The 12,636-nt window shown below is 70.1% G+C and carries 10 protein-coding genes; 6 read left to right on the forward strand and 4 right to left on the reverse strand.

All coding sequences use genetic code 11. The annotated features are described in order from the left end of the window. Window positions 1–279: 279 nt before the first annotated feature. The 5 genes from ACLJPX_RS23860 to ACLJPX_RS23880 all read left to right on the forward strand — a co-directional run bounded on the left by ACLJPX_RS23860 (window position 280) and on the right by ACLJPX_RS23880 (window position 6,797). Entirely contained in the window at window positions 280–1,512 is a 1,233-nt protein-coding gene (locus ACLJPX_RS23860; RefSeq protein WP_410602035.1) for a thiolase family protein, read from the forward strand. Then, window positions 1,513–3,624: a 3-hydroxyacyl-CoA dehydrogenase NAD-binding domain-containing protein gene (locus ACLJPX_RS23865; protein ID WP_410602036.1), complete on the forward strand. Its 2,112-nt coding sequence runs from the start codon at window positions 1,513–1,515 to the stop codon at window positions 3,622–3,624. 162 nt (window positions 3,625–3,786) lie between these two features. Beyond that, a complete protein-coding gene (locus ACLJPX_RS23870; RefSeq protein WP_101606632.1) occupies window positions 3,787–3,972 on the forward strand; it encodes a hypothetical protein in 186 nt (61 codons plus the stop codon). 131 nt (window positions 3,973–4,103) lie between these two features. Next, complete coding sequence (locus tag ACLJPX_RS23875) at window positions 4,104–5,711, forward strand: histidinol-phosphatase (protein ID WP_410602037.1); 1,608 nt, start codon at window positions 4,104–4,106, stop codon at window positions 5,709–5,711. A 15-nt stretch (window positions 5,712–5,726) separates the two neighbouring features. Next, entirely contained in the window at window positions 5,727–6,797 is a 1,071-nt protein-coding gene (locus ACLJPX_RS23880) for an alpha/beta hydrolase (protein ID WP_410602038.1), read from the forward strand. Between the two features lie 16 nt (window positions 6,798–6,813). Here ACLJPX_RS23880 and ACLJPX_RS23885 read toward each other — a convergent pair whose 3' ends face one another. The 4 genes from ACLJPX_RS23885 to ACLJPX_RS23900 all read right to left on the reverse strand — a co-directional run bounded on the left by ACLJPX_RS23885 (window position 6,814) and on the right by ACLJPX_RS23900 (window position 11,060). Next, entirely contained in the window at window positions 6,814–7,638 is an 825-nt protein-coding gene (locus ACLJPX_RS23885; protein WP_410602039.1) for an aldo/keto reductase, read from the reverse strand. Window positions 7,639–7,665: 27 nt separating this feature from the next. Then, window positions 7,666–8,784, reverse strand: a complete 1,119-nt coding sequence (locus ACLJPX_RS23890) for a sensor histidine kinase (RefSeq protein ID WP_410602040.1) — start codon at window positions 8,782–8,784, stop codon at window positions 7,666–7,668. Next, window positions 8,781–9,458 carry a response regulator transcription factor gene (locus tag ACLJPX_RS23895; protein WP_007033550.1) on the reverse strand — a complete coding sequence of 226 codons (678 nt, stop codon included), beginning with the start codon at window positions 9,456–9,458 and terminating at the stop codon, window positions 8,781–8,783. The genes ACLJPX_RS23890 and ACLJPX_RS23895 overlap by 4 nt, the downstream gene beginning before the upstream one ends. 117 nt (window positions 9,459–9,575) lie before the next feature. Next, entirely contained in the window at window positions 9,576–11,060 is a 1,485-nt protein-coding gene (locus ACLJPX_RS23900) for a PucR family transcriptional regulator (protein ID WP_174720394.1), read from the reverse strand. Between the two features lie 111 nt (window positions 11,061–11,171). Here ACLJPX_RS23900 and ACLJPX_RS23905 point away from each other — a divergent pair, with 111 nt between their 5' ends. Beyond that, a complete protein-coding gene (locus ACLJPX_RS23905) occupies window positions 11,172–12,623 on the forward strand; it encodes a sodium:solute symporter (protein ID WP_410602041.1) in 1,452 nt (483 codons plus the stop codon). Window positions 12,624–12,636 lie beyond the last annotated feature (13 nt).

Below are 12,636 nucleotides of genomic sequence, written 5' to 3' on the forward strand. Positions count from 1 at the left end.
GCGGGCGCGGTTCCACGAGTGCAGGCGGCCAGCGGCACGAGGACCGCCATCCCCAGAAGCGCACGACGGGTGACGGCCGGACCCGGCGTAGTCATCGTGATCCCTCCCCCTGATCACTTCGAACATAGCAATTTCCCGACCGCCCCCGGATCGGCCAAGCGGCCGAGGCGGGTGACCCGGGAGTGTGCCTTCCCCCACTCGACCGGGCCACCATCCTGGTTACCGACGGGTAACCGGGGCTAGGGTGCGGTCAGGACTACCTCTACTTCAGGAGCATTCGTGGCCGCAGGAGCAACACCGCTCGCGCCGAACGCGCGGTCGGTACGCAATGTCGCCTTCGTCGAAGGGGTGCGAACGCCCTTCGGCAAGGCCGGTGACAAGGGCATGTACGCCGGCACCCGTGCCGACGACCTCGTCGTCAACGCCATCCGTGAACTGTTGCGGCGGCATCCCGAACTGCCGCCCGAGCGCGTCGACGAGGTGGCGATCGCCGCCACCACCCAGATCGGGGACCAGGGCCTGACGATCGGCCGCACCGCCGCGCTGCTGGCGGGCCTGCCGAAATCGGTGCCCGGTTTCGCGCTGGACCGCATGTGCGCGGGCGCGATGACCGCGGTCACCACCACCGCGAGCGGGATCGGCTTCGGCGCCTACGACATCGCGATCGCCGGCGGCGTCGAGCACATGGGCCGCCACCCGATGGGCGAGGGCGTCGACCCGAACCCGCGCATCATCGCCGACAAGCTCGTCGACCCGACGGCGCTGGTGATGGGCCAGACCGCGGAGAACCTGCACGACCGGTTCCCGGCGATCACCAAGCAGCGCACCGACGCCTTCGCCGCGCGCAGCCAGGAGAAGTACGCCGAAGCGGTGAAGACCGGCAAGATCGGCCCCGAGCTGGTCCCGGTCGCCACTCGTTCGAAGGAACTCGGCTGGGGTCTCGCGACCGAGGACGAGCCGCCGCGCCCCGGCACCACGCTCGAGACACTCGCCGGGCTGAAGACGCCGTTCCGCCCGCACGGCCGGATCACCGCGGGCAACGCGGCCGGTCTCAACGACGGCGCCACCGCGGCCCTGCTCGCCGACGAGGACACCGCCCGCGAACTCGGCCTGCCGATCGGCATGCGGCTCGTCGGCTACTCCTTCGCCGGCGTCGAGCCGGAGGTCATGGGCATCGGCCCGGTGCCCGCCACCGAGAAGCTGTTCAAGCGCACAGGCCTGTCGATCGACGACATCGGCCTGTTCGAGATCAACGAGGCGTTCGCCGTCCAGGTCCTCGCCTTCCTCGACCACTTCGGCATCGCCGACGACGATCCGCGCGTCAACCAGTGGGGCGGCGCGATCGCCTGCGGTCACCCGCTCGCGTCCTCCGGTGTCCGGCTGATGACGCAGCTCTCGCGCCAGTTCGCCGAGCGCCCCGACGTGCGCTACGGCCTGACCACCATGTGCATCGGCATCGGCATGGGCGGCACCGTGATCTGGGAGAACCCGGCGTTCGAGGGGGCGAAGTAAATGACTTTCACCGCTGAGCAAGCGAAAGCCGCCTTCCCTGACGAGGTCGTCACCAACGCCGTCACGCGGTTGGTGAAGGTGCCCGGCCTGTCCAAGCAGGTCGCGCTGATCACGCTGGACAACGGTCACGACCACACCCGGCCGAACACCTTCGGCCCGCAAGGCCTGGTGAGTCTCAACGCCGCGATCGACACCGCCTTCGCCGCCGAACCCGCCGCGATCGCGGTCATCGGCAAACCGTTCATCTTCGCCGTCGGCGCCGATCTTTCCGGTGTCGAAGCGGTCGCGGATCCGGCGCTGGCACGGGAGATCGCGCAGACCGGGCACGACGTCTTCCGCCGTCTCACCGAAACCGAGATCCCGACCTTCGGGTTCATCAACGGCGCGGTGATGGGCGGCGGGCTCGAACTCGCGCTCTCCTGCCACTACCGCACGCTTTCCGAGAACACCCCCGCGATCGCGTTCCCCGAGGTCTTCCTCGGCCTGTTCCCGGGCTGGGGCGGCACGCAGCTGCTGCCGAACCTGATCGGGCCGGACGCCGCGGTCACCGTGATCATCGAGAACGCGCTGGCACAGAACAAGATGCTGAAGGTCGCGCAGGCGGCGGAACTCGGCATCGTCGACGAGGTCTTCGGCTCGGCCGACTACCTGGAGCAGTCGTTGCTGTGGCTGGCGAAGGTCGTCAACGGCGAGATCACCCCCGCCCGCCGCGAGATCGACCGCGGCGCGGGCTGGGACGCCGCGATCGCCCGCGCCAAGGCCATTGTGGACGGACGCACGAAGGGCGCTTCCCCCGGCGCGACCAAGGCCGTCGAGCTGCTGGAGCTGGCGCGCGAGAACGACCTCGACCGCGGCTACGCGGCCGAGACCGACGGGCTCGCCGAACTGCTCATGGACGACACGCTGCGCGCCGGGCTGTACTCGTTCAACCTGGTCAACAAGCGCGCGAAGCGGCCGGCCGGTGCGCCGGACAAGTCGCTGGCGCGCAAGGTGAACAAGGTCGGCATCGTCGGCGCGGGCCTGATGGCCAGCCAGATGGCGCTGCTGTTCGTCCGCCGTCTCAAGGTGCCCGTGGTGCTCACCGACGTCGACCAGGACCGGGTCGACAAGGGTGTGTCCTATGTGCACGGTGAGATCGACAAGCTGCTGGCCAAGAAGCGGGTTTCGCCGGACGGCGCGAACCGGCTGAAGGCGCTCGTCTCCGGCTCGCTCGACAAGTCCGCGTTCGCCGACGCCGACTTCGTGATCGAGGCGGTGTTCGAGGAGCTGGGCGTCAAGCAGCAGGTGTTCGCCGACCTGGAGCAGTACGTCTCCCCCGAGGCGATCCTGGCGACGAACACCTCGTCGCTGTCGATCACCGCGATGGCCTCGCGGCTCGAGCACCCGGAACGCGTGGTCGGGTTCCACTTCTTCAACCCGGTCGCGGTGATGCCGCTGCTGGAGATCGTCCGCGCGGAGAAGACCGACGACGCCGCGCTGGCCACCGCGTTCGCGCTCGGCAAGCAGCTCAAGAAGTCGAGCGTGCTGGTCAAGGACGCGTCCGCGTTCGTGGTCAACCGGCTGCTGCTGCGGTTCCTCGGCGAGGTGCTGGTGACCGTGGACGAGGGCACGCCGTTCGAGGTAGCCGACTCCGCGCTCGAACCGCTGGGCCTGCCGATGACGCCGCTGACGCTCATGCAGCTGGTCGGCCCGGCGATCGCCCTGCACGTCGGGGAAACCCTGCACGAGGCGTTCCCGGACCGGTTCACCGTCAGCGAGAACCTCGACCGCTTCGTCAAGGCGGGCAAGAAGGGCGTCTGGCAGTGGGACGACAAGGGCAACGCCACCGTCGACCCCGAGGTGGCCGAGCTGTGGCAGCGGGGCGACTCGCCGTCGACGTCCGAGCAGGTGCGTGATCGCGCGCTGGCCGCGATCGCCGAGGAGATCCGGATCATGCTCGACGAGGGCGTGGTCGCCGAGGCGCAGGACATCGACCTGTGCCTGATCCTCGGTGCCGGCTGGCCGTTCTGGCTCGGCGGCATCACGCCGTACCTGGACCGGGCCGGAGTGTCCGAGAAGGTCAACGGCAAGCCGTTCCTGGCGCCGGGTGTGGCGAGCGTGCCGCTCTCCTGAGGTTCCACGAAGGGCCACCGTCGGCGATCTTTCGGTCGCCGACGGTGGCCTTTTTGCGTTTTTCGTGAGTTCTGTGGCGACGTTCTGCGTTTTCCGGAACACTCGGCCTACGCCTGGTTCTCCAGGCACTGGGGAAAGAACTGAAAACTGGGAGGAAAGCCGATGAAGAAGATCGTCGTGCGCGTGGGCCTGGGGGCCGGCGCGGCGGTTCTGGGCCTGATGCTCGGAGCGGGTGTGGCGGGCGCTGACGACAGCGTCCGGATCACCGGCGACGAGACCGGAAGCGTCCGGATCACCGGAGTGGACAACCGCGACTTCGGGGTCACTCCGGCGAACCGGGACTTCTAGCCGGGAAGCCCGGCTCCCCTGCCATCCTCCGGGGAGCCGGGCGTTCGCACCGCAGCGACGATCATCACACGGCGCCGGGCGTTGGCCGTCCGGACACCGCCCGTTCAGCGAGGCTCTCTAGCGTCCCGCCGGTGAACAGCGAAAAACCGGGCGTGGACCGCCGCGGATTCCTCAAACGCGCGGGCCTCGTGTCCGCCGCGGCCGCGGGCGCGCCGCTCGCCGCCGCCACCCCGGCGGAAGCCCTCGACCTGGACCTCGGCCTCGAGCTCGACCTCGGCAGGCTCTTCGGCCGGAACCGTTACCGGTGGCTGGTGGGCGATCACCACATCCACACGCAGTACTCCTACGACGCGATGTACACAGTGGACGGAATCGCCCACGGCGCCCGGCGGCACGGGGCGGACTGGGCGGTCATCACCGATCACGGTCATGCCTCGCACGAGAAGTCGTCGGTGGAGCGCACGAACGCCGCGATCAGGGCGGCACAGCGCGAGCACCGCGATCTCCTGCTGTGGCAGGGCATGGAGTGGAACGTGCCGGGCGCGGAGCACGCGACACTGTTCTTCCAGGCCGGCGCGAACCAGGCCGCGAAGCTACGAGAGTTCGAGCGCGCCTTCGACTGGCGGCTGACCGGGACCGAACCGGGCACCCCGGACAACGAGGCACTGGCGGTCAAGGCGATCCGCTGGCTCGCCACCGAAGAGCGGGCACGCCGGATCCACGCGCCGGTGGTGGTGATCAACCATCCGCTGCGCAACGGCCGGGTCGCCCCGCACGAGATCCGCGCGCTGCGCGACGCCGCGCCCGGCATCGTCATCGGCATGGAAGGCGCGCCGGGAGCGCAGGCCGACGGCTTCCCGAAACCGCTCGGGAGCGGCGGTGGCGCGCGCGGCGGGTACGGCAACTCCCCCGGTTCGAACTCGTGGCCGGGCTTCCCGGAGTCGGCCTACCGGACCTACGGCGGGTTCGACTGGAGCACCGCGACCGTCGGCGGACTGTGGGATTCACTGCTCGCCGAGGGAAAGCCGTGGTGGATCACCAGCAACTCCGACTCGCACTACAACCGGGGCGACACCCTTGTCCGGCCCGGCGTCCCCGACGGCTACTACGACGAGCACGGCGGCTACCCGGACCCGATCGACACCGGCGTCCCGCAGACTCTTCCCCCGTACGCGGACTTCGCCCCCGCCGAGTTCAGCCGGACCGTGGTCGGTGTGACGAGCCGGAGTCACGAAGGTGTACTGGAGGGCCTGCGCGCGGGACGCGTCTGGGTGGTGCACGGCGGACTCGCGCAGGAGCTGGAATTCGGCGCGTACAGCGGATGGAACTCGGCCACGATGGGCGGCAGGCTGCGGGTCCGGCGGGGGGACGACGTCACGGTCGTCGTCTCGGCGACGCTGGCGGCCCGGCCGAACGGCGGCGGCACGATCCCCCGGCTCGCGCGGCTGGACCTCGTCTCGGGACCGGTCACCGGACCGGCCGCCGACCGTGACACGCAGACCGCCCCGGGTACGCGGGTGGTGCGGTCCTTCGAACCGCGGTGGGCGCCGGGGCAGCGGGTCGCGTTCCGGCACACCTTCCGCAACGTGCGCGAGCCGTTCTTCGTACGGACGCGCGGGACGGACGGCAGGAAGCACGTACCCGGCGGAATCGAACCGAACGCCGACGTGATCGGCCAGTCGAATCCGTTCGAAGACCTGTGGCTCTACGGGAATCCGATCTTCGTCGACGTCCGGTAGGCGTAGGGTTCCGCCATGCTTTCCCTGAGCAGGCGACTGCTCGTGCGCTCACTCATGGCCGCTCTCCGGTTCCTGCTCGGCCTGCCGGAACCTTTGCTGCGCCTGGTCGCCGGCCGTCCCGTCCGCCTGGACGGGCAACGGCTGGCGACCAGTTCGCAGGTGCTGATCAAAATCTCCAGATTGGCGCCGTTCGACTACCCGCACCGCAACGGGAGCGTCGCAAAGGCACGCGCGGAACTGAACCAGGCGGGGGAATTGGCGGGCGCGGGGATCGGCGGGGACATCCGCAGCGCGGACCACTCGTTCACCGGCCCCGCCGGGCCGGTGCGAATGCGGATCTACGAGCAGGCGGGGTCCGTTTCGCCGAGTCCGGCGCTGATGTTCTTCCACGGCGGCGGATTCGTGCTCGGCGGGATCGAAACGCACGAAGGGGCCTGCCGCTACCTCGCCGAGGAAGCCGGGATACGCGTGGTCTCGGTGGACTACCGGCTGGCTCCGGAATGCCCGTTCCCCGCCGCCGTCGAGGACGGCATCGCCGCCTTCGCCCACGTGCACGCGAACGCCGCCCGCTACGGCCTCGACCCGGCGCGGATCGCGGTCGGCGGGGACAGTTCCGGCGGCAACCTCGCCGCCGTCGTCGCGCACGCGGGTGCCCGCGGCGAGGTCGCGCGGCCCGCGTTCAGCCTCCTGCTCAACCCGGTGACCGACGCGTTCGGCACACATCCGTCGCACGAGCTGTTCGGACTCGGTTTCCGGCTGGACACCGAGGAACGCGCTTGGTACCGCGACCGGTACCTCTCGGACGCGACGCTCTACCGCGACCCGCGCGCTTCGGTGCTGTACGACGACGTCGCGGGCCTGCCGCCGACCTACATCGCGACGTCGGGCTTCGACCCGCTGCGCGACGAAGGCGAGGCCTACGCGCGGAAACTGGCCGAGGCCGGGGTCCCGGTGATCCACCGGCGGCATCCCGGGCAGTTGCACGGGTTCGCCAGCAGGGTGGGAGTCGACCCGTCGGCGCGGCAGGCACTCCTGCACGCGGCAGGGGTACTGCGGGCGGGCCTGGCGCTGGCGAACCGCGACTAGAGGACTGCTTGCGGGGCTACGCGCCCAGCTTGTCCGGGTCCGGGCCCAGCCGCTTTCCCTGCTCCAGCGTCGCGATCGCGGCACCGTCGTGCGCGTCGAGCGCGAAGTCGAAGACGTCCGTGTTCGCCTTGATCCGTTCCGGCGTGACGGATTTCGGGATCACCAGATGGTTCATCTCGATGTGCCAGCGCAGCACGATCTGCGCGGGCGTCTTGCCGTGTTTCTTCGCGATCGTGGTGATCTTCTCGTCGGCGAGCAGGTCGCCGCCGCGCGCCAGCGGACCCCACGCCTCGGTGACGATCTCGTGCTTCTCGTGGAAGTTCCGGAGCAACGGCTGCTGCAGCCACGGGTGGCACTCGATCTGGTTCACCGCGGGGACGGTCCCGGTCTCCTCGATCAGCCGTTCCAGATGCGGGATCTGGAAGTTCGAGACGCCGATCGCCTTCGCCCGGCCGTCGGAGGCGATCTTTTCCAGCGCCCGCCACGTTTCCACGTACTTGTCCTGTGACGGCAGCGGCCAGTGGATCAGGTACAGGTCGACGTATTCAAGGCCGAGCTCGCTCAAACTGGTGTCGAAAGCGCGCAGAGCGGAGTCATAGCCGTGCTCGGTGTTCCACAGTTTCGTGGTGACGAACAGTTCCTCGCGCGGCAGCCCGCTGGTGCGGACGGCTTCGCCGACACCGCGTTCGTTGGCGTACAGGGTCGCCGTGTCGATGGCGCGGTAACCCGCCTCGATGGCGGTGCGGACCGCGCCCTCGACCTCGTCGTCGCCGATCTTGTACACCCCGAACCCGAGCTGGGGAAGGGACGTTCCGTTGTTCAGCCTGATGCTGGGGACCATCCTCGAACCGTAACCCCCCGCGACCGGTCAGGGCAGGGCGGGCAGGTGGACGGTCACCGAGAGGCCGCCGCCCACAACGGGTTCCGCGGCCACCATGCCCCCGTGGGCCTGGACGGCGGCCCGCACGATCGAGAGTCCCAGCCCGGCACCGGTGCGGGCGGTCCTGGCGATGCCGGCGCGGCGGAACGGTTCGAACAGTTCGGGGACCGCGGCCGGGTCGAGCAGACCGCCGGACGACCGCACCCGCAGCACCGACCACTGTGGACCCGCCTGCGTGACGACGTCCAGCCAGCCGCCCTCGACGTTGTGCCGCACGGCGTTCTCCAGCAGGTTGCCCGCGATCCGTTCCAGCAGCGCCGGATCGCCGAACGTCGGCGCTCCCGGCGTCGCGAATTCGGTGCGAATGCCGCGCTTCTCCGCTTCCGCCCGCACCGCGCGCCAGGCGCTCGCGACGATCACCGCGAGATCGACCGGTTCCCTGGCCACCAGTCCGGCGCCGTCGGTGCGCGCGAGCAGCAGCAGCGAACCGACCAGCCGCTCGGCCCGTTCGGTCGCGTCGCGGACCACGCCCGCCATCCGCCGCAGTTCGGCCTCGTCGGCTTGCTCGTCGGCCAGGGTGACGTCGAGTTCGGTGCGGATGACCGCGAGCGGCGTCCGCAGCTCGTGGCTGGCGTTCGCGACGAAATGCCGCTGCGCGTCGAACGCGGCCTGCAGCCTGTCGAGCATGTCGTCGAAGGTTTCGGCCAGTTCGGCGAGTTCGTCCTTGGTGCGGACCTCACCGATCCGCTCCCCCATCGATTCGATCGACAGCCGTCGCGCCGTACCGGTGATCTCCCGCAGCGGCTGCAGGACCCGCGCGGTGAACGTCCACGCGAGGATCCCCGCCGCCAGCACGACGAAACAGAACGCGACCGCGCCGAACAGCAGCACCCGGTTCCGGGCGTACACCCGCAAATGCTCGGTGACGGCGGAAGCGTCGACGTCCACACCGTCGACCCGCACCGTGGTGCCCGGCGGCAGCTGCGGAACGGCGGAAACCGCGTCACCGACCAGATTCCAGGTCAGCCAGAGCAACAGAAGGCTGACCAGTGCCACCAGCCCGGTCGCGAGCAGCGTGACCCGCGCGCGCAGGCTGCGGGCGTTCACCCGCGTGCGGTCCCCTGCTCCGGCACCCGGTAGCCGGAGCCGACGACGGTCTCGATGATCCCCGGCTCACCCAGCTTCTTCCGCAACGTCATCACGGTGACCCGGACGGTGGTGGTGAACGGGTCGGCGTTCTCGTCCCACACGCGTTCGAGCAGTTCCTCACTGCTGACCACCGAACCGGCGGCCGACAGGAGCACCTCCAGCACGCCGAACTCCTTGCGGGTCAGCTCGACCGGACCGCTCGCGCGACGGACGGTCCGCCTCGCGGGATCCAGTTCGACGTCGCCCGAAGTCAGCAGCGGCGGCGCGGCCGGGGTCGCGCGGCGGCCCAGCGCCCGCACCCGCGCGACGAGTTCGGGGAAGGCGAACGGCTTGGCGAGGTAGTCGTCGGCGCCGAGGGAAAGGCCGTCCACGCGATCCGAAACGGAACTGCTCGCGGTGAGCATCAGCACGCGGGTCAGCTCCCCGGACGCGACGATCTCGCGGCACAGGTCGTCACCGGACATCCCGGGCAGGTCGCGGTCGAGCAACACGACGTCGTACCGGGTGACGGCGGCCTTCTCGTGCCCGTCGTCACCGGTGAGCGCGATGTCCACCGCCATGCCCTCGCGCCGCAGGCCGCGTGCGATCGCGTCGGCGAGGGGTTCTTCGTCTTCGACTACCAGAATCCGCACGACCCTACGTTGCCACACATTCCTGAGAGTGACCTTATCGGTCTGTCGCGTCGGTACAGGTGGTCGTGAGCCACTCGGCACCCGTGCCCTGGTCACCTTGAGGTACCGAAACGCCACTCACGACCAGCGCAGGGCGAACCACAGCCGCATCCGGATCTCCGGATCCGCCAAGTCCACCTCCAGCGCCCGTTCGATCTGCCCGATCCGGTGCCGGACGCTGTTGCGGTGCACGCCGAGTTCGGCGGCCGTCCGGTCCCAGCCGCCGTGGTGCGCGAGCCAGGTCCGCAGCGTCTCGACGAGTTCGCGGTCGCCTTTCCGGTCGAGTTCGCGCAGCGGCGCCAGCGCTTGGGCGGCGAACCCGGCCGCCGCGTCCGGCGCGATCAGCGCGTCCAGCCCGGCCCCCGCCACCTCCGCCACCACCGGCCGTCCCAGCGCGCGGGCGCGGGTCAGCAGCAACTCCACCTCGGTGGCCGCGTCGGGGAGCCGATCGGGCGGGACGGGTGAGCTCACCACCGCGAGCCAGCCATCGGCGCGAAGCCTGTCGAGGTCGCCGATCTCCGGTGCCTCGCCGACGATCGCGTCGAACCGCGGCCCCGGCGACAGTCGCACGAGCGGAGTGTCGAGCCGGGCGCGCAGCCAGTCGTAGCGCGCGGCGGCCTCGGCGGGGCCGCGGCGGTAGGCGATCCCGGCGACCAGGCGGCGTTCGTCCCCGCCCGCCACGCCGGTCTCCCCCAGCAGCAACGCGGTGGCGGTGGCGCCCAGCCCGGCCGCGTCCGAACCCGCGCGGCCCGCCAGCCCGAGCAGCGCCGCCCCGACCGACAGGATCGCGCGGTCCGCGCCGTCGAACCGCGCGATCCGGCCGACCACGACCAGATGCGACGCCGTCGCCTGCGGGTACACCGGTTGCGCGACGACGTGCGTGCCGTCGGCCAGTTCCGTCGTCGCGCTGCGGATCCCCCGGCCCGCCCGCAGCGTGGCGACCAGTTCCCGGACCTCGTCGGGCAGTGGCGACGGGGCGCCGTGGTCGGCGGCGAGGACGTCGCCGACGCCGACCAGCGCCACCCACGCCCGCAACCGTCCGGCCAGCGCGCCCGCCAGTTCGCCGAGCCCGTCACCGGCCGCTCTGGTGAGTGCCTCGCGCGCGACCGCGATCCGGCGTTGTTCGCGCTGCCCGGCCTCGGCGAGCGCGACCGACACCGCCCGGCTGATCGCCAGGAACGGCGTCCGCGGCTGGACGACCAGCAGGGGCAGGCCGTATCGGACGCAGGCCGCCCGCAGCGACGGCGGCAACGTCTCGTAGGCGCCGGGGGTCAGCCCGAACCCCAGCGCGGAGATCCCGCTGTCGGCCAGCCGCCGGACGTAGCGGTCGACCTCCGGCGGCTCCGACGGCAGGTTCACCCCGGCGGTGAGCAGCAGTTCCGCCCCGAGCAGGTACGGCGCGGGGTCCCGCAGCTCGCTGACGTGCGCCCAGCGCACCGGGGCGTCGAGCGCGCCCGGCCGCACCGTCTCCACGACCGGGTCGAGTGCCAGTTCCGGGTTGCCGACCACGGCCCGTAACGGGACATTCACATCCGAGTCGAGCGGATCGTGCGTTTGGGTCATTCCATCCTCGCTTCACGGCAACCTTGGACGGATCATCCCATGTCGTTCAAGGTGCGAACGAACCTACGGTGACCCGAACGAAGCGAACAGCCCCAAGTCAAGGAGGACACCGTGGCCGGTGATTACGCGGTGATCGCGCTCTACATAGCGGGCATGATCGGGGTCGGCTGGTTCGGGCTGCGGCTCGCCAAGACCAAATCCGACTATCTAGTCGCGGGCCGTCGCCTCGGCTGGTTCATGTACTCGGGCACGATGTCCGCGGTCGTCCTCGGCGGCGCTTCGACGGTCGGCGGGGTGAAGCTCGGCTACACCTACGGCATCTCCGGCGCCTGGCTCGTCATCGCGATCGGCGTCGGCATCCTGGTCCTGCACACGCTGTTCGCGCGACGGCTGGTGAAACTGCGCGTCTACACCGTCGGCGAGATGCTCGACCTGCGCTACGGCGGCTCCACCAGCGCCATTTCCGGCGTCGTCATGTGGGGCTACACGCTGATGCTGACCGTCACCTCGACGCTGGCGTTCGCCACCATCTTCAAGGTCCTCTTCAACGTCCCGAGCTGGGTCGGCATCGCCATCGGCGGGTCGATCGTGGTGCTCTACTCGGTGCTCGGCGGCATGTGGTCGATCACGCTGACCGACATCGTCCAGTTCGTCATCAAGACCATCGGCATCCTGTTCATCCTGCTGCCGGTCTCGATCGTCTCGGCGGGCGGTTTCGACGGGATGGCCGCGCGGCTGGACGAGAGCTACTTCGAGCTGACCGCCATCGGCGGCGACACGATCTTCACCTACTTCCTCATCTACAGCTTCGGGCTGCTGATCGGCCAGGACATCTGGCAGCGCGTGTTCACCGCGAGGACGCCGGGCATCGCCACCGGCGGCGGTGTCATCTCCGGCGTCTACTGCCTGGTCTACGGCCTCGCCGGCGCGCTGATCGGCGCCGCGGCCAAGACGCTGTACCCGACGCTGGCCAGCGCGCAGGACGCGTTCGCGACCATCGTCGAGGAGCAGCTGCCCGCCGGGATCCGCGGTCTGGTGCTCGCGGCGGCGCTGTCGGCGATGATGTCGACCGCGAGCGGCGCGCTCATCGCCTGCTCGACGGTCAGCACCTCGGATCTGCTTTCCAAGCTGGGCCTCAAGAAGGCCGTCGACGAAGTCCGCAGGAACCGGGTCACCACGCTGGTCCTCGGTATCGTCGCGATCGGCATCGCGATGGTCGTGGACGACGTCGTCAACGCGCTGACCATCGCCTACGACATCCTCGTCGGCGGCCTGCTGGTCGCGATCATCGGCGGGCTGGCGTGGAAGCGCGGCACCCGCCAGGGCGCACTCGCGTCGATGGTCGTCGGCACCGTCGTGGTCATCACCTTCATGTTCGTCGACGGCGTCGAGGCCAACAGTCCGATCTACTGGGGGCTCGGCTCCAGCCTGGCGGTGTACCTGCTGGTCAGTCTCTTCACCCCGCGTACTTCCGACGAGATCCTCACCGTGTGGACCCGCCGCCTGAACGGCAGCGCGGTCGCCGAAGAAGAAGGGGCGAAACTCGCCGCTTCGAAATCCTGAAAACCCAAAGGAG

Origin of the sequence: Amycolatopsis sp. lyj-90, from assembly GCF_046549035.1 — a bacterium.
GTDB lineage: Bacteria > Actinomycetota > Actinomycetes > Mycobacteriales > Pseudonocardiaceae > Amycolatopsis.

What these genes read in the sequence shown, in the direction of transcription:
- ACLJPX_RS23865 (WP_410602036.1), top strand. Translation starts at nt 1,513, where the DNA reads ATGACTTTCACCGCTGAGCAAGCGAAAGCCGCCTTCCCTGACGAGGTC.
- ACLJPX_RS23870 (WP_101606632.1), top strand. Translation starts at nt 3,787, where the DNA reads ATGAAGAAGATCGTCGTGCGCGTGGGCCTGGGGGCCGGCGCGGCGGTT.
- ACLJPX_RS23880 (WP_410602038.1), top strand. Translation starts at nt 5,727, where the DNA reads ATGCTTTCCCTGAGCAGGCGACTGCTCGTGCGCTCACTCATGGCCGCT.
- ACLJPX_RS23885 (WP_410602039.1), bottom strand. Translation starts at nt 7,638, where the DNA reads ATGGTCCCCAGCATCAGGCTGAACAACGGAACGTCCCTTCCCCAGCTC.
- ACLJPX_RS23900 (WP_174720394.1), bottom strand. Translation starts at nt 11,060, where the DNA reads ATGACCCAAACGCACGATCCGCTCGACTCGGATGTGAATGTCCCGTTA.